The sequence below is a fragment of the Streptomyces sp. NPDC042638 genome (assembly GCF_040647235.1).
Classification (GTDB): Bacteria; Actinomycetota; Actinomycetes; order Streptomycetales; family Streptomycetaceae; genus Streptomyces; species Streptomyces rameus.
Genome location: NZ_JBEZBT010000053.1, coordinates 27733 through 51326, shown reverse-complemented (window position 1 = coordinate 51326; position 23594 = coordinate 27733). Strand labels below are relative to the sequence as shown.

At 71.6% G+C, this 23594-nt stretch carries 22 protein-coding genes and 2 tRNA genes; 20 read left to right on the top strand and 4 right to left on the bottom strand.

Annotation, left to right across the window (positions count from 1 at the left end; all coding sequences use genetic code 11):
* Window positions 1-87 precede the first annotated feature (87 nt).
* The 4 genes from AB0B40_RS31165 to AB0B40_RS31150 all read left to right on the top strand — a co-directional run bounded on the left by AB0B40_RS31165 (window position 88) and on the right by AB0B40_RS31150 (window position 1619).
* Entirely contained in the window at window positions 88-552 is a 465-nt protein-coding gene (locus tag AB0B40_RS31165) for a TIGR02611 family protein (RefSeq protein ID WP_345060300.1), read from the top strand.
* A gap of 85 nt (window positions 553-637) precedes the next feature.
* Window positions 638-709, top strand: a tRNA-Val gene (locus AB0B40_RS31160).
* A 352-nt stretch (window positions 710-1061) separates the two neighbouring features.
* On the top strand, window positions 1062-1508 hold the full coding sequence (locus tag AB0B40_RS31155) for an SRPBCC family protein (protein WP_345060302.1): 447 nt from the start codon (window positions 1062-1064) through the stop codon (window positions 1506-1508).
* 39 nt (window positions 1509-1547) lie between these two features.
* A tRNA-Val gene (locus tag AB0B40_RS31150) sits at window positions 1548-1619 on the top strand.
* 53 nt (window positions 1620-1672) lie between these two features.
* On the opposite strand, the gene AB0B40_RS31145 is transcribed toward AB0B40_RS31150, so the two are convergent.
* Window positions 1673-2398, bottom strand: coding sequence for a 3'-5' exonuclease (locus AB0B40_RS31145; RefSeq protein WP_345060304.1), 726 nt, complete (start codon window positions 2396-2398; stop codon window positions 1673-1675).
* Window positions 2399-2566: 168 nt separating this feature from the next.
* Here AB0B40_RS31145 and AB0B40_RS31140 point away from each other — a divergent pair, with 168 nt between their 5' ends.
* The 3 genes from AB0B40_RS31140 (at window position 2567) to thrS (ending at window position 6450) form a co-directional block, all read left to right on the top strand.
* Complete coding sequence (locus tag AB0B40_RS31140; protein WP_345060306.1) at window positions 2567-3133, top strand: DUF4365 domain-containing protein; 567 nt, start codon at window positions 2567-2569, stop codon at window positions 3131-3133.
* On the top strand, window positions 3130-4380 hold the full coding sequence (locus AB0B40_RS31135; RefSeq protein WP_362266838.1) for a hypothetical protein: 1251 nt from the start codon (window positions 3130-3132) through the stop codon (window positions 4378-4380). Before AB0B40_RS31140 ends, AB0B40_RS31135 begins: the two co-directional genes overlap by 4 nt.
* 93 nt (window positions 4381-4473) lie before the next feature.
* The gene (thrS, locus tag AB0B40_RS31130; RefSeq protein WP_345059168.1) at window positions 4474-6450 is read left to right on the top strand and encodes a threonine--tRNA ligase; all 1977 of its coding nucleotides are present in this window, start codon (window positions 4474-4476) and stop codon (window positions 6448-6450) included.
* Between the two features lie 28 nt (window positions 6451-6478).
* Here thrS and AB0B40_RS31125 read toward each other — a convergent pair whose 3' ends face one another.
* Entirely contained in the window at window positions 6479-7147 is a 669-nt protein-coding gene (locus AB0B40_RS31125) for a potassium channel family protein (protein ID WP_362266836.1), read from the bottom strand.
* 67 nt (window positions 7148-7214) lie between these two features.
* On the opposite strand from AB0B40_RS31125, the gene AB0B40_RS31120 reads away from it, so the two are divergent.
* On the top strand, window positions 7215-7775 hold the full coding sequence (locus tag AB0B40_RS31120) for an HIT domain-containing protein (protein ID WP_345059170.1): 561 nt from the start codon (window positions 7215-7217) through the stop codon (window positions 7773-7775).
* Window positions 7776-7863: 88 nt separating this feature from the next.
* Here the strand turns inward: AB0B40_RS31120 and AB0B40_RS31115 are convergent, their stop codons facing one another.
* Both AB0B40_RS31115 and AB0B40_RS31110 read right to left on the bottom strand, forming a co-directional pair.
* Entirely contained in the window at window positions 7864-9510 is a 1647-nt protein-coding gene (locus AB0B40_RS31115) for a hypothetical protein (protein ID WP_362266834.1), read from the bottom strand.
* A gap of 211 nt (window positions 9511-9721) precedes the next feature.
* On the bottom strand, window positions 9722-11923 hold the full coding sequence (locus AB0B40_RS31110; RefSeq protein WP_345059173.1) for an elongation factor G-like protein EF-G2: 2202 nt from the start codon (window positions 11921-11923) through the stop codon (window positions 9722-9724).
* Between the two features lie 251 nt (window positions 11924-12174).
* On the opposite strand from AB0B40_RS31110, the gene pgsA reads away from it, so the two are divergent.
* The 12 genes from pgsA (at window position 12175) to secD (ending at window position 23592) form a co-directional block, all read left to right on the top strand.
* Window positions 12175-12897, top strand: a complete 723-nt coding sequence (gene pgsA, locus AB0B40_RS31105) for a phosphatidylinositol phosphate synthase (protein WP_345059234.1) — start codon at window positions 12175-12177, stop codon at window positions 12895-12897.
* A complete protein-coding gene (locus tag AB0B40_RS31100) occupies window positions 12894-13802 on the top strand; it encodes a phosphatidylinositol mannoside acyltransferase (RefSeq protein ID WP_345059174.1) in 909 nt (302 codons plus the stop codon). The genes pgsA and AB0B40_RS31100 overlap by 4 nt, the downstream gene beginning before the upstream one ends.
* A complete protein-coding gene (locus AB0B40_RS31095; protein ID WP_345059175.1) occupies window positions 13799-14962 on the top strand; it encodes a glycosyltransferase family 4 protein in 1164 nt (387 codons plus the stop codon). The genes AB0B40_RS31100 and AB0B40_RS31095 overlap by 4 nt, the downstream gene beginning before the upstream one ends.
* 620 nt (window positions 14963-15582) lie before the next feature.
* Window positions 15583-16125 (top strand): hypothetical protein, encoded by a 543-nt coding sequence (locus tag AB0B40_RS31090; protein WP_345059177.1) that lies wholly within the window; start codon window positions 15583-15585, stop codon window positions 16123-16125.
* A gap of 114 nt (window positions 16126-16239) precedes the next feature.
* Window positions 16240-17145: a pyridoxal 5'-phosphate synthase lyase subunit PdxS gene (gene pdxS / locus AB0B40_RS31085; protein ID WP_053661824.1), complete on the top strand. Its 906-nt coding sequence runs from the start codon at window positions 16240-16242 to the stop codon at window positions 17143-17145.
* A 21-nt stretch (window positions 17146-17166) separates the two neighbouring features.
* A complete protein-coding gene (pdxT, locus tag AB0B40_RS31080; protein WP_345059179.1) occupies window positions 17167-17772 on the top strand; it encodes a pyridoxal 5'-phosphate synthase glutaminase subunit PdxT in 606 nt (201 codons plus the stop codon).
* A gap of 51 nt (window positions 17773-17823) precedes the next feature.
* On the top strand, window positions 17824-18576 hold the full coding sequence (locus AB0B40_RS31075; RefSeq protein WP_345059181.1) for a YebC/PmpR family DNA-binding transcriptional regulator: 753 nt from the start codon (window positions 17824-17826) through the stop codon (window positions 18574-18576).
* A gap of 126 nt (window positions 18577-18702) precedes the next feature.
* Complete coding sequence (ruvC, locus tag AB0B40_RS31070) at window positions 18703-19242, top strand: crossover junction endodeoxyribonuclease RuvC (protein ID WP_345059183.1); 540 nt, start codon at window positions 18703-18705, stop codon at window positions 19240-19242.
* Window positions 19239-19844 (top strand): Holliday junction branch migration protein RuvA, encoded by a 606-nt coding sequence (gene ruvA / locus AB0B40_RS31065; RefSeq protein WP_345059185.1) that lies wholly within the window; start codon window positions 19239-19241, stop codon window positions 19842-19844. The genes ruvC and ruvA overlap by 4 nt, the downstream gene beginning before the upstream one ends.
* A gap of 24 nt (window positions 19845-19868) precedes the next feature.
* Complete coding sequence (gene ruvB / locus AB0B40_RS31060) at window positions 19869-20960, top strand: Holliday junction branch migration DNA helicase RuvB (protein WP_345059187.1); 1092 nt, start codon at window positions 19869-19871, stop codon at window positions 20958-20960.
* A gap of 177 nt (window positions 20961-21137) precedes the next feature.
* Window positions 21138-21659: a preprotein translocase subunit YajC gene (gene yajC / locus AB0B40_RS31055; protein ID WP_345059189.1), complete on the top strand. Its 522-nt coding sequence runs from the start codon at window positions 21138-21140 to the stop codon at window positions 21657-21659.
* A 142-nt stretch (window positions 21660-21801) separates the two neighbouring features.
* The gene (gene secD, locus AB0B40_RS31050) at window positions 21802-23592 is read left to right on the top strand and encodes a protein translocase subunit SecD (RefSeq protein ID WP_345059191.1); all 1791 of its coding nucleotides are present in this window, start codon (window positions 21802-21804) and stop codon (window positions 23590-23592) included.
* Window positions 23593-23594: the final 2 nt, after the last annotated feature.

Below are 23594 nucleotides of genomic sequence, written 5' to 3'. Positions count from 1 at the left end.
GTGTTTACGTAACCCTTCCGGCCGAGAACTCGTACCGGATCTACGACCATTCCAGTGACTGGATTCGCTCGGGTAGGGTTTGTCCGTATGAATACGGGGAGTGACGAGCCGGGCGAGGTCGCCGTGGCAGCGGACAAGGCGAGGACGGACCGGCTCCAGGCCGGCCAGGAGGCCGGGCGCGGGCTCGGCTCAAGGGCGCCGGAGTTCATCAGGGCCCGCAGGCTCCTGCATCTGAGCTGGCAGGTCGGCGTCTTCGTGATCGGGCTCGCGGTGGTTGCCGCGGGCATCGTCATGCTGCCCCTGCCCGGACCCGGCTGGGTGGTGATCTTCGGCGGCATGGCGATCTGGGCGACCGAGTTCGTCTGGGCCCAGCTCGTGCTCCGCTGGACCAAACGCAAGGTCACCGAGGCCGCCCAGCGTGCCCTCGACCCCAGGGTGCGCCGCCGCAACATCACCCTGACCGTGATCGGACTGGTGATCATCGGCGTGCTCGCCGGTGTCTACCTGTGGAAGTTCGGCGTCGTCATGCCCTGGAAGATCAAGGATCAGTGACGCCGGCCGCGGCCGGGCGGCGCCGGCCGCCCCCGCCCCTGGTCGGAAGCACCCCCTGACATGGGGTAATGTTCTTCCTGCGCCCGGGCGATTAGCTCAGCGGGAGAGCGCTTCGTTCACACCGAAGAGGTCACTGGTTCGAACCCAGTATCGCCCACCCGGACCGACGGCCCATCTGCGACAGGCAGGTGGGCCGTCGGCGTCTGCTCCCGGTGTCCTGTCCCGGTGCCGTGTCCTGCTCCCGGTGTCCTGCGTATAGATCAAGGGCAAAGCGGACTTCCAGCCGTATTAACGGATCTTGGTGGAGTTCCGGGCGTAAGTGGTCGACGGGAATCCGCCACAGGTTTTCTAAAACGCCGTCACGTTCTTTCGTAAATAGGACAAGAGAGGGATCCTCTTTGATCCCCGGCCTCGGTGGGTGCCGGAAATCTGAGCCTGTATCACTTTCGTGACGGCGTCGCGAAGGCCCGGGGAAAGGGGCGCGGCGCGCATCGCGTCACACTCGGCCCATGGACTGGAATCATTACCGCTTCCGCAGCCTGTGGTCCCTGCCCGTTCCGCCCGCCACGGTGTACGGCGTCCTGGAGCAGGCCGAGGACTACCCCCGCTGGTGGCCGCAGGTGCGGTCGGTGACCCGGCTGGACGACACCACGGGCGTCCTCACCATCAGGTCCGTCCTCCCGTACGACATGACCTTCACGGCACACCGGATCCGCCGCGACGCGGACGCCGGGGTGCTGGAGATCGCCATGTCCGGTGACATCGAGGGCTGGGCGCGCTGGACGGTCACCGCCGAGGGTGCCGGGACCCTGGCCCGTTACGACCAGGAGGTCCACGTCCGCAAGCCTCTCCTCAGGCGGTTCGCCGTGCCCGGCCGGCCGGTCTTCCGCGCCAACCACCGGCTGATGATGAGCTCGGGGCGGCGCGGCCTGCTGCGCCACCTGCGAGCGGTTTGAACGAAGGGCGCCCGGGCCTGTATTGTTCAGTGCGTTCCCGGGCGATTAGCTCAGTGGGAGAGCGCTTCGTTCACACCGAAGAGGTCACTGGTTCGAACCCAGTATCGCCCACCGGGAGAGGCCGGTCCGCAGCAGCGGGCCGGCCTTCTGCGTGCTGTGCGGGCTCACGCGGCGGCCGACAGCTCCGGCCGCAGGGGCCAGTCCGTGCTCACCGTCTCCTCCGAGCCGCTGCGCGCGAACCACGCCTGGAGGCCGCGCGCCTGCGCCGCGTGCCAGTTCGCCTGGAGCGTGTGCAGCTCCGCGGGGGACAGGCGCTCCAGCCGGCTCGCGAAGCGGCGGCCCAGAGCCCGTACGACATCCAGCGCGGCCAGCGCGTCCGCCGCCGCGTCATGGGCGCCGTCCAGCGTCACGCCGTAGTGCGCGCACAGGTCGGTCAGCGTGCGGCGGCCCTTGCGGTACCGGTCCAGATGCTTGTCCAGCACCCGCGGGTCCAGCACCCGCAGCGGCACCGACTCGAACCAGCGGTCCAGCGAGGACGCCCGGTGCCGGCGCAACTCCCGGTCCAGCAGCGTCAGATCGAACGGCGCGTTCATCACCACCAGCGGGCGGCCCAGCGCCGCGTGCTCGGCCAGCTGCTCGGCTATCTCGTACATCACCGGAGCGGGCCAGCGCCCGTTGTGCTGCAGGTGCTCCTCCGTCAGCCCGTGCACCGCCGTCGCCGCCTCCGGCACCGGCACACCCGGGTTCACCAGCCATCGGGACACCCGGGGCCGGGTCCCCGGCGCATCCTGGACGACGACGGCGGCCGACACGATCCGGTCGGTCTCGACGTCCACGCCCGTCGTCTCCGTGTCGAAGGCGGCCAGCGGCCCCTCGTACCAGGTCGTCATCCCAACCCAACTCCTCGTTCACCCATGGCAGATGACGTTCCGTCTTCTGCCTGTTTGGTGATACCCGGGCCGTTTGCGCCGTACGCCGGGAGGAGACAACAGGAGTACGGGTCTTTGCAGTTCAGCGGCCCGCAGCGGGGAAACTCATTGCTTGGAAGGCTGTTGGTCATGGCCATAGCGCAGCCCGAGCGGGGCGGGCTGCTGCCCGATCGCCCGGGCACCCTCCGCGGCACGCTCGCCACCACCGCCTGCATGGAGACACTGCAGGTCGGCTATCTGCACGCGGTCGCCGCCGCGGCCGGCTGCTCGCTGTCCCAGCCCTTCCCGGACAACGGCATCGACTGGCACGTCAGCCACAGCGCGCCCGGACACACCGTGGACGACGAGGTCACCATCAAGGTGCAGCTGAAGGCCACCTACCAGGTCGCGCCCAACCCCCCGGGGCGCTCCTTCTCCTTCACGCTCGACAACGCCCATCTGCGCAAGCTCGCCCGCACGCCCGTCTCGGTGCACAAGATCCTGGTCGTCATGCTCGTGCCGCGGTCCCAGGACGACTGGCTGCGCGCCGGCCACGACCGGCTCGACCTGCGGCACTGCTGCTACTGGGTCGATCTCGCCGGCCACCCCGTGACCGGCCGGCACCGGACCACCGTGCGGATACCGACCTCGCGCATCTTCGACGACCGGGCCCTGTGCGAGATCATGACGCGGGTCGGGACGGGAGGCAGGCCATGAGGAACCGTCCCTTCGACGAGCCGGCGGGGCAGCTGCGGCCACACCCCGACGACCTGCCCTGGCACCGGCCCCCGGAGCCCGCCGAGGTCGACCCCGCCGTGCTCGGCGCCCTGCTGCACCGGCACGGCTGGCAGCGGCGCGGGGGAGCGGCCGGGCGGTACGGCCGCTGGACCCCGCCCGGCCCGGGCGGCGGCGGAACCAGCCTGCTCGTCCCCGAGAGCCGGGCCTTCCCCGACAGCGACGACCTGCTCGGCGAGGCCCTCGACGCCCTCGCCCGCAGCGACACCCCCGCCGCCCGCGAGGTGCTGATCTCCCTCGCCGTACCCAGCGACGAGATCCGCTGGTGGCGCAACACCCCGAGCGGCCCCGCCGGCGCGTCCCCCTGGACCGCCGACGCCGACCTGCGCGCCGCCACCCGGCGGATGCTGCTCGCCGCCGCGCTCGCCACGCGCGCGCGTGCCGGCTACTACGGCGCCCGCCACCGCCGCCCCGCCGCCGCGCTCCTCGAGGGCGTCCTCGTCGGCCCCGCCACCGGCGGCCGGACCCTCACCGCCTTCGCGCCCGTGCCCACCGGCCGGCCCCTCGCCGTCCGCCTCCACCAGGCCCTCTGCGCGGCCCGTGAGGCCGTCGACTACCAGCGCGCCACCGGTGGCATGGACGCCTTCGACGGCGCCGTCGAAGCGGGCGTCAGCCGCGAGCTGACCGAGGCGCTCAGCGCACTCGTGCGCGGCACCGAGGGCGCCCGCGTCGCCGTCGCCTGGGCACCCGGCGCCGGCGTCCCCGAGGGCTGCGCGCCCTCCGCCGAACCCGTCGAGTTCTCCCCGGGCGACCTGCCCGTGCTCCGCGAGGCCGCCGCCCGCTACCTCCGCGCCGAACCCTCCGTCCCGGTCCGCGTCACCGGCGCCGTCGTGCGCATGCGCCGTTCCGGACCCGGCGGCGAGGGCACCGTGCGGCTGCGCGTCCTGGCCGGCGCCGACGTGCCCCACCTCCGCGTCACCCTGGACGAGGAGGACTACCGCATCGCCGGCCACGCCCACCTCGTCGGCCTCCCCGTCCGCGTGCACGGCCGGCTGGAGCGCCGCGGCGGCTTCCGCCGGCTCACGGGCGCCTCCGGGGTCGTACCCGTGCAGGTGGACGAGGCGGAGCGGGACCGGCTGATGAAGTCGCTCCAGGAGAACCTCGACTTCTTCGAGGAGGCCTGCGGGGAGGGGGAGCCGGGAGCGTACGGGGACGAGGACCGAGGGTGACCGTTTCGCGGTCGGTGCCGTCGGGTCGGTACGATCGCCTGTGCGCGCGCTCCTGGTATGGCGCCGCACCCCACCTTCAGTCAGGAGAGACCGGTGTCAGACGTCCGTGTGATCATCCAACGCGATTCCGAGCGGGAAGAACGCGTGGTGACGACGGGCACTACGGCCGCCGACCTCTTCGCGGGCGAGCGCTCGATCATCGCCGCGCGCGTGGGCGGCGAGCTGAAGGACCTCGCGTACGCACTGTCCGACGGTGACGAGGTCGAGGGCGTCCAGATCTCGTCCGAGGACGGCCTGAACATCCTGCGCCACTCCACCGCGCACGTCATGGCGCAGGCCGTGCAGGAGCTGTTCCCCGAGGCCAAGCTGGGCATCGGCCCGCCCGTCAAGGACGGCTTCTACTACGACTTCGACGTCGAGAAGCCGTTCACGCCCGAGGATCTCAAGGCCGTCGAGAAGAAGATGCAGGAGATCCAGAAGCGCGGGCAGAAGTTCGCCCGCCGCGTCGTCACCGACGAGGCGGCCCGTGAGGAGCTGGCGGACGAGCCGTACAAGCTGGAGCTGATCGGCCTCAAGGGTTCCGCCTCGCACGACGACGGCGCGGACGTCGAGGTCGGCGCCGGTGAGCTGACGATCTACGACAACCTGGACGCCAAGACCGGCGAGCTGTGCTGGAAGGACCTCTGCCGCGGTCCGCACCTGCCCTCGACCCGGCTCATCCCGGCGTTCAAGCTGATGCGCAACGCCGCCGCCTACTGGCGCGGCAGCGAGAAGAACCCGATGCTCCAGCGCATCTACGGCACCGCCTGGCCGTCCAAGGACGAGCTGAAGGCGTACCTGGACTTCCTCGCCGAGGCCGAGAAGCGCGACCACCGCAAGCTCGGCAGCGAACTGGACCTCTTCTCGATCCCCGAGCAGATCGGCTCCGGCCTCGCCGTCTTCCACCCCAAGGGCGGCATCGTCCGCCGGGTCATGGAGGACTACTCGCGCCGCCGGCACGAGGAAGAGGGCTACGAGTTCGTCTACACCCCGCACGCCACGAAGGGGAAGCTCTTCGAGACGTCCGGGCACCTGGACTGGTACGCCGACGGCATGTACCCGCCCATGCAGCTCGACGAGGGCGTGGACTACTACCTCAAGCCCATGAACTGCCCGATGCACAACCTGATCTTCGACGCGCGCGGCCGGTCGTACCGCGAACTGCCGCTGCGCCTGTTCGAGTTCGGGACCGTGTACCGGTACGAGAAGTCGGGCGTCGTGCACGGCCTGACCCGCGCCCGCGGCTTCACCCAGGACGACGCGCACATCTACTGCACCCGTGAGCAGATGTCCGAGGAACTGGACAAGACGCTCACCTTCGTCCTCGGCCTGCTGCGCGACTACGGTCTGACCGACTTCTACCTGGAGCTGTCCACCAAGGACCCGGAGAAGTTCGTCGGCTCCGACGAGGTCTGGGAGGAGGCGACCGAGACCCTGCGCCAGGTCGCCGAGAAGCAGGGCCTGCCCCTCGTGCCCGACCCGGGCGGCGCCGCCTTCTACGGCCCCAAGATCTCCGTCCAGACCAAGGACGCGATCGGCCGCACCTGGCAGATGTCGACCATCCAGCTCGACTTCAACCTGCCCGAGCGCTTCGACCTGGAGTACACCGGCCCGGACGGCTCCAAGCAGCGCCCGGTCATGATCCACCGCGCGCTGTTCGGCTCCATCGAGCGCTTCTTCGCCGTCCTCCTGGAGCACTACGCGGGCGCCTTCCCGGCCTGGCTGGCCCCCGTCCAGGCGATCGGCATCCCGATCGGCGACGCGCACGTGGAGTACCTGGAGAAGTTCGCGGCCGCGGCCAGGAGGAAGGGCCTGCGCGTCGAGGTGGACTCCTCCTCGGACCGCATGCAGAAGAAGATCCGGAACGCGCAGAAGCAGAAGGTGCCGTTCATGGTCATCGCGGGCGACGAGGACATGTCGAACGGCTCGGTGTCCTTCCGCTACCGCGACGGCTCGCAGGAGAACGGCATCCCGTTCGACGAGGCCATCGCGAAGATCGCCGAGGTCGTGGAGGAGCGGACCCAGGTCTGAACCGCCTGAGCCGCGAGGGCCCCCGGGATCAGCCTCCCGGGGGCCCTTCCTCGTCCGCGTCCCCGGCGAACCGCCGCAGCAGCAGCGAGGAGAACGAGCCGGTGATCACGCCGAGCAGGGCGAGACCGCAGGCCATCATTCCCACCGCGATGACCCGGCCCAGGGCTGTCACGGGGGCCATGTCGCCGTAGCCGACCGTCGACAGCGTGGAGCAGGTCCACCAGACCGAGTCGCCGAACGTCCGGATCGTGGCGTGGGGGGCGGCACGCTCCACCTGGTACACCGCGAGGGCACCGGAGAACCCCAGCAGCGCCGTGGACAGGCCGGCGTAGAGCATCACGCGCGCGTGCAGCGTGAGGCGGGCGCCGCCGCGCCGCCGCCGCACCACGTCGTACAGCCGCACGATGCGCAGCGGCCACAGCAACGGCAGCAGCATCACCAGCGTGTCCAGCCAGTGGCGGGTCACGAAGCCGAGCCCGCGGCCGCTCAGCCGCCAGTGCACCGCGTAGTCGACGACGAACACCGCCCAGGCGGCTCCGGTGATCACCTTGAGGACGTCGTGCGCGGCCGGAGGCAGGTCCGGCACCAGCACATGCACCGCGTAGCCGGCGAGGTAGAGCAGCGAGGCGATGCCGAGCGGCAGTGCGGCGCGCGCCTGCCAGCGTTCCCAGCGCCGCGTACGGCTGTCATCGTCCACCGGCCAAGCTTGGCCGGAGACCGCCTTCCCGGAGCCCCGGCGACACGCCGGGAACAGGCGAAGCCATATGCTGCCTAGCATGACGAGTGAGCCGGAGCAGCAGATCGGAGTGGGGACCCAGGACGCGTTCCAGCGTCTGTGGACGCCCCACCGGATGGCCTACATCCAGGGCGAGAACAAGCCGACCGGCCCGGGGGCCGACGACGGCTGCCCCTTCTGCTCGATCCCGGCCAAGTCCGACGAGGACGGGCTGGTCGTCCGGCGCGGCGAGCACGTGTACGCCGTGCTCAACCTGTACCCGTACAACGGCGGCCATCTGATGACCGTGCCCTACCGGCACGTGGCCGACTACACCGAGCTGACCGGGCCGGAGACCGCCGAGCTGGCGGAGCTGACCAAGCAGGCCATGACGGCCCTGCGCAGCGCATCCGGCGCGCAGGGTTTCAACATCGGCATGAACCAGGGCGGGGTCGCGGGCGCCGGCATCGCCGCCCATCTGCACCAGCACATCGTCCCGCGCTGGGGCGGCGACACGAACTTCATGCCGGTGGTCGGGCACACCAGGGTGCTGCCGCAGTTGCTGGCCGACACGCGGAAGATGCTGGCGGACGCCTGGCCGGCGGCGTAGGCCTAGGCCGCCCGTCCGGCGTTCCAGGACGAGCCCGTCCCGACGAGCCTGTCCCGACGAGCCCGTCCATGGCCGGCCCGCCGCGGTCTCACGCGTCGTACAGGTCGGCCTTCCTCGGTGTCGGGTCCTGGACGTTGCCGCTCAGGAACGCCGAGCGTGCGCCGAACCTCTCGGTGTTCACGCCGTTCTCCTCCAGGACCCGGATCGCGGCCGAGTGCACCACCCGCAGCACCGGCGTGGCCGCGCGCAGCGCGTCGTCGGCCATGAAGCGATGGCGCCACGGCTGGTCGGCCCAGGCGTGGCGCAGGCCGAACGGCTCGGGCAGGCCGAGTGAGCCGCCGAGCCACTTGAGCAGCGGCGGGTACCAGGTCAGCGGGGCGCGCACGGCGAGCCGCACGACCTCGTCGGTGGGGACCAGCGGCAGCTTGACCGTGCGGGTCTCCCACGGCTTGAAGGACTTGGAGACCTCCTTGGACGGCGCCGCGGGCTTCGTGGTGAACAGCGGGTTCACCGGCCCCAGCGCGTGCCCGGTGACCTCGATGCGCAGGGTCTCGTGCAGCACCGTGACGGTGATCAGCATGGTGATGACCAGCTGTCCGTCCCACAGTGTCCACTGCACGCCCAGGTAGTGCCGGTCGCCGCTGCCGAACTGCTGCTTGTTGCAGATCTCCTGTATGGCGTGCGGCTTGACCTGGAAGGCCTCGACGTCGGTGCCCTCGGGACGGGAGACGGACGTCGCCTTCTCGCCGATCGGGGTGACGATCCAGTGCCGCACCGACGGCTTGGGGAAGCCGCCGGTGTTGAGCGGGCCGCGCTGCAGGAGGGACAGCTGGTCGTGGATCGCGCGTATCACGTCCCAGCTGCGGAAGGGGTGGATCTCCCGGGCGGGGTCGGCGGGCTTCAGGTCCTCGGCGAGCTGCCAGGCGCCCCAGCGGGTGCCCATGCCGAGTATGCCCTTGGGACCGGCGTAGAAGACGGAGTTGGACTGCTGTTCGGCGCTCAGCCGGGCCAGCGACTGGCGCAGCTCCTCGGCGGCGGTCTGGCCGGGACCGCGCGGCACGGCTTCGGGGACCTTCGCGCCGACGCTGGTGCCGGAGAGCAGGCCCTCCCAGCGGACCCGCAGGTCGCCGGCGGTCTTCTCACAGATCTGCTTGGCCCAGAACCAGCCGACCACGGGGACGACGACGGCCGCGCGGGCGTACCACGCCCAGAAGCCGGAGAACGGCATCTTGATCAGGAAGAGGGCGGCGAGCAGGCCGACGCCCAGCAGCAGCGCGGTGCCCAGCGCCCCGGCCCGCCTGTCCTCCCGCCTGGCGACGAACATGCGCAGCTGGAAGACGAGCAGCCAGACGAGCATCCCGGGCAGGAAGAGCAGCCCGCACACGACGGTGATGCCGGTCAGGCGGTTGTCCCGCTCCCGGCGGATGTTGTTGGCCGCCAGGGCGTGCTCCACGACGAACTGCGGCTCGGTACCGAAGGACTGGATGAGGGCGCCACGACCGGGCGCGAGCATCCGGTCGACCAGGGCGCGGGAGAACGCCTCGCCGAGATTGGGCCGGAACATCTTGATCCGGCCCGCCTTGACGGTCGACTGGTGCCACTCGTTGTCGGCCTTCTTGATCTCCTCGATCGGGCTGTCCCGGTACGCCGCCGAGGCCAGCGCGGCCGTCGCCGCCTGCCCCTCGTCGCCCGAGACGGGTACCTGGGGCCCGTCCCACTCCGTTCCAAACGACATTCCCGCCCCCATCGCCGCCGGTGCCGTTCCTGCGGCCTTCCCGACTTCCCTGCCGCGCACACCTGTTGGACCCGGTCGCCGTGCCGATACCGGACCGGTGCCGGACAGCCGCGGCACGACGTGATCCGGTGATCAGCGTATCCGCCGGCACCGACAGCCCGCGGGCGGACGGCCGAAGCCGCCCGCCCGTGCGCCGGTCCGCGCCGGCGTACTACCCGTCGTCTCCGCTCTGTTCGCGGATGCGCTCGGCGATCTGCGGCGGCATCGGCTCGTGCCGGGCGTAGCTCCGGTCGAAGCGGGCCGTACCGTGCGAGAGCGAGCGCAGGTCGACGGCGTACCGGCCGATCTCGAACTCGGGCACCTCGGCGCGGATCAACGTCCGCCCGGTCCCCACCTGTTCGGTGCCGAGCAGCCGGCCGCGCCGGCTCGACAGGTCGCTCATCACCGCGCCCACGTAGTCGTCGCCGACCAGCACCGTCACCTCGGCGACCGGCTCCAGCAGATGGATCTTCGCGTCCGCCGCGGCCTCCCGCAGGGCGAGCGCGGCCGCCGTCTGGAAGGCGGCGTCGGAGGAGTCCACCGAGTGGGCCTTGCCGTCCCGCAGCGTCACCCGCACGTCCACCAGCGGATAGCCGGCGGCGACGCCCTTGGCGGCCTGGGCCCGCACGCCCTTCTCGACGGACGGGATGAACTGGCGGGGCACCGCTCCGCCGACCACCTTGTCCACGAACTCGATGCCCGAGCCCCCCGGCAGCGGCTCCACCTCGATCTCGCAGATGGCGTACTGGCCGTGGCCGCCGGACTGTTTGACGTGACGGCCGCGCCCGGTGGCCCGGTGCGCGAACGTCTCCCGGAGGGACACCCGGTGCGGGACGACGTCGACCTGGACGCCGTAGCGGCTGCGCAGCCGCTCCAGGGCGACGTCGGCGTGGGCCTCGCCCAGGCACCACAGCACCACCTGGTGGGTGTCCTGGTTCTGCTCCAGGCGCATCGTCGGATCCTCGGCCACCAGCCGGGACAGGCCCTGGGACAGCTTGTCCTCGTCGGCCTTGCTGTGCGCGTCGATGGCGAGCGGCAGCATCGGGTCGGGCATCTGCCAGGGCTCCATCAGGAGCGGGTCGTCCTTGGCGGAGAGGGTGTCGCCGGTCTCGGCGCGGCCCAGCTTGGCCACGCACACCAGGTCGCCGGCGACGGCCTGGGCGACCGGGCGCTGCTGCTTGCCGAAGGGCATGGACAGGGCGCCGACCTTCTCGTCGACGTCGTGGTCCTCGTGCCCGCGGTCGGCCAGGCCGTGCCCGGAGACGTGCACCGTCTGGTCCGGGCGCAGGGTGCCGGAGAAGACGCGGACCAGCGACAGGCGGCCGACGTAGGGGTCGGAGGAGGTCTTGACGACCTCGGCGACCAGCGGGCCGTCCGTGTCGCACGGCTTCAGCTCACGCTGCCTGCCGTCGATCGTGGTGACCCCGGGCAGCGGGTGCTCGAACGGGGTCGGGAAGCCGCCCGTGACCAGCTCCAGCACCTCGACCGTGCCGAGGCCCTGCCTCGCCCCCTCGGCGGCGGGGGCGGCGGCCAGCACGGGGAAGAACGCACCGCGCGCCACGGCCCGCTCCAGGTCCCCGACGAGGGTCTTGACGTCGACCTGCTCGCCGCCCAGATAGCGGTCCATGAGGGTCTCGTCCTCGCTCTCCGCGATGATCCCCTCGATGAGCCGGTTGCGGGCCTCCTCGATGTCCGGCAGCTGGTCCTCGCCGGGCTCGGACTCCTTGCGCTCCCCGGTCGAGTAGTCGAACAGCTTCCGCGACAGCAGCCCGACCAGCCCGGTCACGGGCGCGTGCCCGTCGGGGCCCTCCGGACCGCGCAGCGGCAGGTACAGGGGCAGGACGGCGTCGGGGTCGTCACCGCCGAAGGCCTCCGCGCAGGTCCGGGTCATCTCCTCGAAGTCCGCGCGCGCGGCTTCCAGGTGCGTGATCACGATGGCGCGGGGCATGCCGACGGCGGCGCACTCCTCCCACACCATCCGGGTGGAGCCGTCGACCCCGTCCGAGGCCGAGACGACGAAGAGGGCCGCGTCCGCGGCGCGCAGACCGGCCCGCAGTTCCCCGACGAAGTCGGCGTAGCCGGGGGTGTCCAGGAGATTGACCTTGATGCCGTCCCACTCGACCGGTGCCAGGGACAGCTGCACCGAACGCTGCTGCCGGTGCTCGATGTCGTCGTAGTCGGAGACGGTGCCGCCGTCCTCCACGCGGCCCGCCCGGTTCACCGCTCCCGCGGTCAGCGCGAGAGCCTCCACCAGGGTCGTCTTTCCCGAGCCGGAGTGGCCGACCAGCACCACGTTCCGAATGGACGCGGGTTGGTCGGCCGCCAGAGCCCTGCCGGCGGCCCCGGGGTGGTGCGTCTGTGACTTGTCGCCCATGGTCCTGCCTCCCGTACACGGTGAGGTCACTGTGGGCGCGGACACGCGGGACCCGCGTGTGGTGGCGGCTCCGGCGACGCCCGCGGTTATTCGAGCTTTCCACTCCCGTCACGTTGCGTCCATACGAAGGACCACGAAGGGTGCGCGGGGGACACCGTTCGCGTCACGCACGTCCCGCGCGCGGTGGCGCGCACCCGTTCCCGGCGCGGCTGCGGGTACCCGTCCGTCACGCACACGCGTGCGTGGCTACGATGGGCCAGCCGGCGGCCAGCAGGGCCGCGGCGTCACCGACCGTCGGGAAGGCCATGCTGAACAAGTACGCGCGTGCATTCTTCACGCGTGTCCTCACACCGTTCGCCGCGTTTCTCATCCGCCGGGGCGTGAGCCCGGACACGGTCACGCTCATCGGCACGGCCGGTGTGATGGCGGGAGCGCTGGTCTTCTACCCCAGGGGCGAGTTCTTCTGGGGCACGGTCGTGATCACCCTGTTCGTCTTCTCCGACCTGGTCGACGGCAACATGGCCCGCCAGCTGGGCCGCTCCAGCCGCTGGGGCGCCTTCCTCGACTCCACCCTGGACCGGGTCGCCGACGGCGCGATCTTCGGCGGCTTCGCGCTCTGGTACGCGGGCCAGGGGAACGACAACGTGCTGTGCGCGGTGTCGATCTTCTGCCTGGCCAGCGGCCAGGTGGTGTCGTACACCAAGGCGCGCGGCGAGTCGATCGGGCTGCCGGTCGCCGTCAACGGGCTCGTCGAGCGTGCCGAGCGGCTGGTGATCTCACTGGTCGCCGCCGGTTTCGCCGGCCTGCACAAGTTCGGGGTGCCGGGCATCCAGTGGCTGCTGCCGATCGCGCTGTGGATCGTCGCCGCGGGCAGCCTCGTCACGCTGATCCAGCGGGTCGTCACCGTCCGCCGTGAGTCCGCGGAGGCCGAGGCGGCGGCCGGTGCGGCCCAGGGGAGCGAGGCGGCGCAGTGAGCGCGGCGGAACGGCTGACCGACAGTCTGTACGGCCTCGGCTGGAGCACGGTCAAGAAGCTCCCCGAGCCCGTCGCCGTGCGCCTCGGCCGGACCATCGCCGACCTCGCCTGGAAGCGGCGCGGCAAGGGTGTGCGGCGCCTCGAGGCCAACTACGCGCGCGTGGTGCCCGACGCCACCGCCGAGCGGCTCGCCGAGCTGTCCCGGGCGGGCATGCGCTCGTACCTGCGCTACTGGATGGAGTCCTTCCGGCTGCCGGCCTGGAGCGCGGAGCGCGTGAAGGCGGGCTTCGAAGCCAAGGACGTCCACCATCTCACCGACGGGCTGGCCTCCGGCCGGGGCGTGATTCTCGCCCTGCCCCACCTGGCCAACTGGGACCTGGCCGGCGCCTGGGTGACCACCAAGCTGGAGACGCCGTTCACGACGGTCGCCGAGCGCCTGAAGCCGGAGACCCTCTACGACCGTTTCGTCGCCTACCGCGAGGGCCTCGGCATGGAGGTCCTGCCGCACAGCGGCGGCTCCGCCTTCGGCGCCCTGGCCCAGCGGCTGCGCGCCGGCGGCCTGGTCTGCCTGGTCGCCGACCGCGACCTGTCCGCCTCCGGTGTCGAGGTCGACTTCTTCGGCGAGACGGCCCGGATGCCGGCCGGGCCGGCCCTGCTGGCCCAGCAGACGGGCGCGCTGCTGCTGCCCGTCACGCTCTGGTACGACGACTCGCCCGTCATGAAGGGCCGGGTCCACCCTCCCGTCGAGGTCCCCGGGTCGGGTACCCGGGCCGAGAAGACGTCCGTGATGACACAGGCGCTGGCCGACGCCTTCGCCACCGGGATCGCCGACCACCCGGAGGACTGGCACATGCTCCAGCGGCTGTGGCTCGCCGACCTCGACCCCGCGAAGGGACCCGCGTGAGAATCGGGATCGTCTGCCCGTACTCCTGGGACGTGCCCGGTGGCGTCCAGTTCCACATCCGTGACCTCGCCGAGTACTTCATCCGTCTCGGCCACGAGGTCTCCGTCCTGGCCCCGGCCGACGACGACACCCCGCTGCCGCCGTACGTCGTCTCGGCCGGCCGCGCGGTCCCGGTGCCGTACAACGGCTCGGTGGCCCGGCTGAACTTCGGTTTCCTCTCGGCCGCGCGGGTGCGGCGCTGGCTGCACGAGGGCGCCTTCGACGTGGTCCACATCCACGAGCCGACCTCGCCCTCGCTGGGCCTGCTGACCTGCTGGGCGGCGCAGGGACCCATCGTCGCGACCTTCCACACCTCCAACCCCCGCTCGCGGGCGATGATCGCCGCGTACTCGATCCTGCAGGCCGCGCTGGAGAAGATCAGCGCGCGGATCGCGGTCAGCGAGTACGCCCGCCGCACGCTGGTCGAGCACCTCGGCGGGGACGCGGTGGTCATCCCCAACGGCGTCGACGTGGACTTCTTCGCCAAGGCCGAGCCCAAGGCCGAGTGGCAGGGCGACACCATCGGCTTCATCGGCCGGATCGACGAGCCCCGCAAGGGCCTGCCGGTCCTGATGAAGGCCCTGCCGAGGATCCTGGCCGCCCGGCCCGGGACGCGGCTGCTGGTGGCGGGCCGCGGCGACGAGGAGGCGGCCGTCGCGGACCTGCCGAAGGAGCTGCGCGCGCGCGTGGAGTTCCTCGGCATGATCAGCGACGAGGACAAGGCCCGCTTCCTGCGCAGCGTCGATCTGTACGTCGCCCCCAACACCGGCGGTGAGAGCTTCGGCATCATCCTGGTCGAGGCGATGTCGGCGGGAGCGCCCGTGCTCGCCTCCGACCTGGACGCGTTCGTCCAGGTCCTCGACCAGGGCGAGGCCGGCGAGGTCTTCGCCAACGAGAACGCCGAAGCGCTGGCCGAGGCGGCCCTGCGGCTGCTGGAGGACCCCGAACGCCGCGCCGGGCTGAGTGAGCGCGGCAGCGCCCACGTACGGCGGTTCGACTGGTCGACGGTCGGCGCGGACATCCTGTCCGTCTACGAGACGGTGACGGACGGCGCGGCGGCGGTCGGCGCGGACGAACGGACGACGGGACTGCGGGCCCGCTTCGGCCTGGCCCGCGACTGACCCCGGACCGACCGCCCGCGGGACCTCCTCCGGAGGCGGGGTGTGGCCTGTGACCTCATCGTGGCGGGCCGGTGTGGCCTGTGACCGCGTCGGGTGGCGGGTCGCTGTGGCGTGTGGCGTGTGGCGTGTGGCGTGTGGCCTGTGGCGTGTGCCTGTGGTCGCGTGGCGGGGGCGGGTCGTGTGGCCTGTGGTCGCGTGGCGGGGGCGGGTCGGTGTGGCCTGTGCCCTGGGGGGAGGCGGTCGGTGCAGCCCCTGGCCCCGTCGGGAGGCGGCTCGGTCCAGTCCCTGGCCGCGTTGGGAGGCAGGTCGGTGTGGCATGACCCCGTCCGGAGGCGGCTCGACGCAGTCCCTGGCCGCGTCGGGAGGGGGTGGACGCAGCCCCTGGCCGCGTCGGGAGCCAGGTCGGGCGGCATTGACCCCGTCCGGAGGCGGCTCGACGCAGTCCCTGGCCGCGTCGGGAGGCGGTGGACGCAGTCTGGCCGCGTTGTGAGGCGGGTCGGTGTGGCCCGTGACCCCGTCCGGAGGCGGCTCGACGCAGTCCTTGGCCGCGTCGGGAGGCGGGGTCGGGCAGCCGTTGGCCGGCGCCGGGGGTGCGGGGCGGCAGCCGGTAGCCTTCGGCCGTGACCGCAACCCTCATCTGGATCCTCGTCGCGCTCCTCGCCGTCGGCGTGTACCTCAGCTGGACCGCCGGCCGGCTGGACCGGCTGCACGTGCGGATGGACGCCGCCCGGGCCGCGCTCGACGCCCAGCTGGTGCGGCGGGCCTCCGTGGCGCAGGAGCTGGCGACCTCGGGCGTGCTGGACCCGGCCGCCTCGATCGTGCTGTACGAGGCCGCGCACGCGGCCCGGCAGGCCGAGGAGGAGAACCGAGAGGTCGCGGAGAGTGAGCTGAGCCAGGCCCTGCGCGCCGTCTTCGAGCACCCCGCCCAGGTGGAGGCCGTACGCGAGGCCCCGGGCGGCGAGGAGGCGGCCCTCGAGCTGGCCGAGGCCGTCCGCCGGGTGCCGATGGCCCGCCGTTTCCACAACGACGCCGTGGGAGCCGCCCGCAGGCTCCGCGAGCACCGCAAGGTCCGCTGGTTCCGGCTGGCCGGCCACGCCCCCTTCCCGCTGGCCGTCGAGATGGACGACGAGCCGCCCGCGGCCCTGGTCGAACGGGTCTCCTGAACCGCGGGTGGACGAAAAGGATCCACCGGCTTGCCATTGGCCCTTGCTGTGGCCTGGTCCACTCGCGTTTCCTCGGCGGTGCAGAAACCCTCTTTCACTTCAGCGAGGTCACCCGTGTCCACCATCGACAACCAGGCTCCCGAGACCGGCACCGCCCGTGTGAAGCGCGGCATGGCCGAGCAGCTCAAGGGCGGCGTGATCATGGACGTCGTCACGCCGGAGCAGGCGAAGATCGCCGAAGACGCGGGCGCCGTCGCCGTCATGGCGCTGGAGCGGGTCCCGGCCGACATCCGCAAGGACGGCGGCGTGGCCCGCATGTCCGACCCGGACATGATTGAGGGCATCATCGACGCCGTCTCGATCCCGGTCATGGCCAAGTCCCGCATCGGCCACTTCGTCGAGGCCCAGGTGCTGCAGTCCCTCGGCGTCGACTACATCGACGAGTCCGAGGTCCTCACCCCGGCCGACGAGGTCAACCACTCCGACAAGTGGTCCTTCACCACCCCCTTCGTCTGTGGTGCCACCAACCTGGGCGAGGCCCTGCGCCGCATCGCCGAGGGCGCCGCGATGATCCGCTCCAAGGGCGAGGCCGGCACCGGCAACGTCGTCGAGGCCGTCCGTCACCTGCGCCAGATCAAGAACGAGATCGCCAGGCTGCGCGGCTTCGACAACCACGAGCTGTACGCCGCCGCCAAGGAGCTGCGCGCCCCGTACGAGCTGGTCAAGGAGGTCGCCGAGCTGGGCAAGCTCCCGGTGGTGCTGTTCTCCGCCGGCGGCGTCGCCACCCCGGCCGACGCCGCCCTGATGCGCCAGCTCGGCGCCGAGGGCGTGTTCGTCGGCTCCGGCATCTTCAAGTCCGGCGACCCGGCCAAGCGCGCCGCCGCCATCGTGAAGGCCACCACCTTCTACGACGACCCGAAGATCATCGCGGACGCGTCCCGCAACCTCGGCGAGGCCATGGTCGGCATCAACTGCGACACCCTCCCCGAGACCGAGCGCTACGCGAACCGCGGCTGGTAAGCACTGAGGAACCGCACTTACATGACTGACGCACCCGTCATAGGCGTCCTGGCCCTCCAGGGCGACGTACGGGAGCACCTCATCGCCCTGGCCGCGGCCGACGCCGTGGCCAGGCCGGTGCGGCGCCCCGAGGAACTCGCCGAGGTCGACGGCCTCGTGCTGCCCGGCGGCGAGTCCACCACCATCTCCAAGCTGGCCGTCCTCTTCGGCGTGATGGAGCCCCTTCGCGCGCGCGTGCGGGCCGGCATGCCCGTCTACGGCACCTGCGCCGGCATGATCATGCTCGCCGACAAGATCCTCGACCCCCGCTCGGGCCAGGAGACCATCGGCGGCATCGACATGATCGTGCGCCGCAACGCCTTCGGACGGCAGAACGAGTCCTTCGAGGCCGCGGTCGACGTGCGGGGCGTACCGGGCGATCCGGTGGAAGGCGTCTTCATCCGCGCGCCGTGGGTGGAGTCCGTGGGCGCCGGGGCCGAGGTGCTCGCCGAGCACGACGGCCACATCGTCGCCGTCCGCCAGGGCAATGTGCTCGCCACGTCGTTCCACCCTGAACTGACCGGTGACCACCGTGTGCACTCCCTGTTCGTCGACATGGTGCGCGCGAACCGGACGACCGAGTCCTAGTAGGATCTCTGGCGTTCGTATAGAGATGGGTTACGCGAAGGAGACAGGCAGATGTCCGGCCACTCTAAATGGGCCACGACGAAGCACAAGAAGGCCGTGATCGACGCCAAGCGCGGCAAGCTCTTCGCGAAGCTGATCAAGAACATCGAGGTCGCGGCGCGGATGGGCGGCGTGGACCTCGATGGCAACCCGACGCTCTACGACGCCGTCCAGAAGGCCAAGAAGCAGTCGGTCCCGAACAAGAACATCGACTCCGCGATCAAGCGCGGCGGTGGTCTCGAGGCCGGTGGCGCGGACTACGAGACGATCATGTACGAGGGTTACGGTCCGAACGGTGTCGCGGTGCTCATCGAGTGCCTCACCGACAACCGCAACCGTGCAGCGTCCGACGTCCGCGTGGCCATGACCCGCAACGGCGGCTCCATGGCCGACCCGGGCTCGGTGTCGTACCTGTTCAACCGCAAGGGCGTCGTCATCGTCCCCAAGGGCGAGCTGAGCGAGGACGACGTGCTCGGTGCCGTCCTCGACGCCGGTGCCGAGGAGGTCAACGACCTCGGCGAGTCCTTCGAGGTGCTCAGCGAGGCCACCGACCTGGTCGCGGTCCGCACCGCCCTCCAGGAGGCCGGTATCGACTACGACTCCGCCGAGGCCAACTTCGTCCCGACCATGCAGGTCGAGCTGGACGAGGAGGGCGCCAGGAAGATCTTCAAGCTCATCGACGCGCTGGAGGACAGCGACGACGTGCAGAACGTCTTCGCCAACTTCGATGTGAGCGACGAGGTCATGGAGAAGGTCGACGCGTAACGCGGACGGCTGGCCGACCGGGCCGACGGGACACACCCGTCGGCCCGTCGCGTTGTACGGCGTTGTCAGTGGCAGCCGATAGCCTGCGCGGACTGGCGATCGAGCCGTCGAAGGGAGGGGGCGCGCGTGCGTGTACTCGGGGTGGACCCCGGGCTGACACGGTGTGGTGTCGGCGTCGTCGAGGGGGTCGCGGGACGCCCGCTCACCATGATCGGTGTCGGAGTCGTCCGGACCCCGGCCGACGCGGAACTGAGCCACCGCCTCCTCGCCGTCGAGCAGGGCATCGAGGGTTGGCTGGACGAGCACCGGCCCGAGTACGTCGCCGTCGAGCGCGTCTTCAGCCAGCACAACGTGCGCACGGTCATGGGCACCGCCCAGGCCAGCGCCGTGGCGATGCTGTGTGCCGCCCGGCGCGGGATCCCGGTCGCCCTGCACACCCCCAGCGAGGTCAAGGCCGCCGTCACCGGCAGCGGGCGCGCCGACAAGGCGCAGGTGGGCGCCATGGTCACCCGCCTGCTGCGGCTCTCCGCGCCGCCCCGGCCGGCCGACGCCGCCGACGCCCTCGCGCTCGCCATCTGCCACATCTGGCGGGCCCCCGCCCAGAACCGACTCCAGCAGGCCGTCGCCCGGCACGCAGTCCACGCAACGAAAGGCCGTACGGCATGATCGCCTTCGTCAGCGGCACGGTCGCCGCACTCGCCCCCGACGCCGCGGTCGTCGAGGTCGGCGGCGTCGGCATGGCCGTCCAGTGCACCCCGGACACGCTGTCCACGCTGCGGATCGGGCAGCCCGCCAAGCTGCACACCTCCCTCGTCGTCCGGGAGGACTCCCTCACCCTGTACGGCTTCGCCGCCGACGACGAGCGCCAGGTCTTCGAGCTGCTGCAGACCGCCAGCGGCGTCGGCCCGCGCCTCGCCCAGGCCATGCTGGCGGTGCACACCCCGGACGCGCTGCGCCGCGCGGTCGCCACCGGCGACGAGAAGGCCCTCACCGCCGTGCCCGGCATCGGCAAGAAGGGCGCCCAGAAGCTGCTGCTGGAGCTGAAGGACCGGCTCGGCGAGCCCGTCGGCGCCCCGGCCGTCGGCGCGCCCGTCAGCCAGGGCTGGCGCGACCAGCTGCACGCGGCCCTGATCGGCCTCGGCTACGCCACCCGCGAGGCCGACGAGGCGGTCACCGCCGTGGCGCCCCAGGCCGAGGCCGAAGGCGGCGCGCCCCAGGTGGGCCGGCTGCTGAAGGCCGCCCTGCAGACCCTGAACCGAGCCCGCTGACCCACCCCGTCGTAAGGCAGAGACATGAACTGGGACGACACCGCCGACAGCGCCGCCGCCGAGGGGCCGGGCCCCGCCGCGGAGCGGCTGGTGGGCTCTGTCGCCGACCGGGAGGACCAGGCCGTCGAGGCCGCCCTGCGCCCCAAGGACCTCGGCGAGTTCATCGGCCAGGAGAAGGTCCGCGAACAGCTCGACCTGGTCCTGCGCGCCGCGCGCGCCCGCGGCGCCACCGCCGACCACGTGCTGCTGTCCGGCGCGCCCGGCCTGGGCAAGACCACCCTGTCGATGATCATCGCGGCCGAGATGGGCGCCCCCATCCGCATCACCTCGGGCCCCGCCATCCAGCACGCCGGCGACCTCGCCGCGATCCTCTCCTCCCTCCAGGAGGGCGAGGTGCTCTTCCTCGACGAGATCCACCGGATGTCGCGGCCCGCCGAGGAGATGCTGTACATGGCGATGGAGGACTTCCGTGTCGACGTCATCGTCGGCAAGGGGCCCGGCGCCACCGCGATCCCGCTGGAGCTGCCGCCGTTCACCCTGGTCGGCGCCACCACCCGCGCCGGCCTGCTGCCGCCGCCGCTGCGCGACCGCTTCGGCTTCACCGCGCACATGGAGTTCTACGAGCCGCACGAGCTGGAGCGCGTCGTCCACCGCTCGGCGAGCCTGCTCGATGTCGAGATCCGGCCGGAGGGCGCCGTGGAGATCGCCGGCCGCTCCCGGGGCACGCCCCGCATCGCCAACCGTCTGCTGCGCCGCGTCCGCGACTACGCGCAGGTCAAGGCCGACGGACTGATCACCCGCGAGATCGCCGCCGCCGCCCTCGCCGTCTACGAGGTCGACGCGCGCGGGCTGGACCGGCTCGACCGCGCGGTCCTCCAGGCCCTGCTGAAACTGTTCGGCGGCGGACCGGTCGGACTGTCCACCCTGGCCGTGGCGGTGGGGGAGGAGCGGGAGACCGTGGAGGAGGTCGCCGAACCGTTCCTGGTCCGGGAGGGTCTGCTCGCCCGCACCCCGCGCGGACGGGTCGCCACCCCCGCGGCATGGGCGCACCTCGGTCTGACCCCGCCGCGCTCGCCGGCCGGGGGAAACGGACAACAGGACCTGTTCGGGGCGTGACGGCCGCCGCGCGGCGAGGGCGGTGGCCCGGCAGGAACCCAGGTGCCATGCTGAGCGTTGTTCCATGCGAGCGGACTCGCTTAGACTCCGCCGATGCCGCCCCTGTGGGCGGCGCCGACCACACCCCCATCCAACAGGCCGCTCACCCGCGCGGTCGCGCGAAGGAAATTCCGTCCCGTGAATGCCTATACCCTTCTCCCGTTCATCGTGCTCATCGCGGCCATGTTCCTGATGACGCGCTCGGCCAAGAAGAAGCAGCAGCAGGCCGCCAACATGCGGAACGAGATGCAGCCCGGCTCCGGTGTCCGCACGATCGGGGGGATGTACGCGACGGTCAAGGAGGTCAACGAGGACACGGTCCTCCTCGACGCCGGCCCGGGCGTCGACCTCCTCTTCGCGAAGAACGCCATCGGCGCCGTCCTCACCGACGAGGAGTACAACCGCATCGTCCACGGCATCGAGCACGACCTGAAGTCCGACGCCGGCCTCGTCCCGGACGACGCCTCCTCCCTCACCGAGTCCGACGAGTCCGACGGTTCCGCCGCCGCCACCGCCGATGACAAGATCGACCTCGGTAAGAAGGACTCCGCCGAGCACGGCGCGGACGCGATCCAGGCCGCCGAGGACAAGGCCGCCGCGGCCGAGGCCAAGGCGGAGGACGAGTCCAAGAAGACCGACGGCGACTCCGACGCGAAGTAGTCACGCCCCGGGACGCGCGGCGGCGGCATGATGGCGCCCCGCGCACCCCGGGCGCGTCTGTTTCCCGTAGGGGAATCCGACACCATGTCATGGCCGACCGCGCCGACCGGGCGCGGGGCGGCCCGAGAGGGAGTACGAGAAGGTGGCAGCACCTAAGAGGGGCCGAAGTGCGAGCGCCCAGAGCAAGCCAGGGCGCTCGCTGGCCCTCATCCTGATCGCCATCGTGGCGCTGACCGGAGGGATGTTCGCCTCCGGACACAAGACTCCGCGTCTCGGCATCGACCTCGCCGGTGGTACGAGCATCACGCTCAAGGCGAAGGCCGACCAGGGGTCCGCGATCAACAAGGCCAACATGGACACCGCGGTCGACATCATGAACCGCCGTGTCAACGGTCTGGGCGTCTCCGAGGCGGAGGTGCAGACCCAGGGGAACGACAACATCATCGTCAACATCCCCAAGGGCACCAACTCCAAGGAGGCGCAGGAACAGGTCGGCACCACCGCCAAGCTGTACTTCCGGCCGGTCCTCGCCAGCGAGCCCAGCGGCCCGGCCGGCAAGAGCCCCTCGCCGAGCGCGTCCTCCGGCGGCGGCTCCTCGCCGAAGCCCGGCACGAGCCCGTCGTCGAGCGCCTCCTCGAAGGAGAAGGTGTCCTCGCCCGGCTCCTCGTCCCCGACGGCCACGGCGACCTCCCAGGGCCGCGCCGTCACCGACGCGCTGAAGGCCGGCTCCACCCCCTCGCCGAGCGGCTCCCCCTCCGGCAGCGGCAAGCCGTCGGCCAGCCCGTCCGCCTCCTCCGGCAGCGGCTCGGACACGGCCGCCAAGCTCCAGGCGCAGTACGCCGCCCTGGACTGCACCAAGCCCACCGACCGCGCCACCGCCGGCAAGAACGTCCAGCCCGGCCAGCCGACCGTGGCCTGCGGCGAGAACGACGGCGCCTGGTACAAGTACCTGCTGGGCCCGGCCGCCGTGGACGGCACCGAGGTGAAGAAGGCCCAGGCGATCTTCGACACCGTGGGCGCCTCCGGCTGGCAGGTCCAGATGACCTTCACCGGCAAGGGCGCCAAGAAGTTCGCCGACATCACCGGCGAGCTGGCCAAGAAGCAGCAGCCGCAGAACGAGTTCGGCATCGTCCTCGACGGCCAGGTCGTCTCCAGCCCCTTCGTGCGGCAGGCCATCACCGGCGGCCAGGCGGAGATCTCCGGCAGCTTCACGCAGGACGACGCGCAGAGCCTCGCCAACATGCTGTCGTACGGCGCCCTGCCGCTCTCCTTCCAGGAGCAGTCCGTCACCACCGTCACCGCCGCGCTCGGCGGTGAGCAGCTGCACGCCGGTCTGCTCGCCGGCGCGATCGGTCTCGCGCTGGTCGTGATCTACCTGGTGGTCTACTACCGCGGCCTGTCGCTCGTCGCCATGGCCTCCCTCGTGGTCTCCGCGATCCTCACCTACGTGATCATGGCCCTGCTCGGCCCGGCCATCGGCTTCGCGCTGAACCTGCCGGCCGTCTGCGGTGCCATCGTCGCCATCGGTATCACCGCGGACTCGTTCATCGTGTACTTCGAACGCATCCGGGACGAGATCCGCGAGGGCCGCACGCTGCGCCCCGCCGTCGAGCGGGCCTGGCCGCGTGCCCGGCGCACCATCCTGGTCTCCGACTTCGTGTCGTTCCTGGCCGCCGCCGTGCTGTTCATCGTCACCGTCGGCAAGGTCCAGGGCTTCGCGTTCACGCTGGGCCTGACCACCGTGCTCGACGTGGTCGTCGTCTTCTTCTTCACCAAGCCGCTGATGACACTGCTCGCTCGCCGCAGGTTCTTCGCCGACGGCCACAAGTGGTCCGGACTCGACCCGAAGAGCCTCGGCGCCAAGCCGCCGCTGCGCCGCACCCGCCGTCCCGCCGGACCCGCCGCCGGCCCCGTCGACCCGAAGGAGGCGTGAGC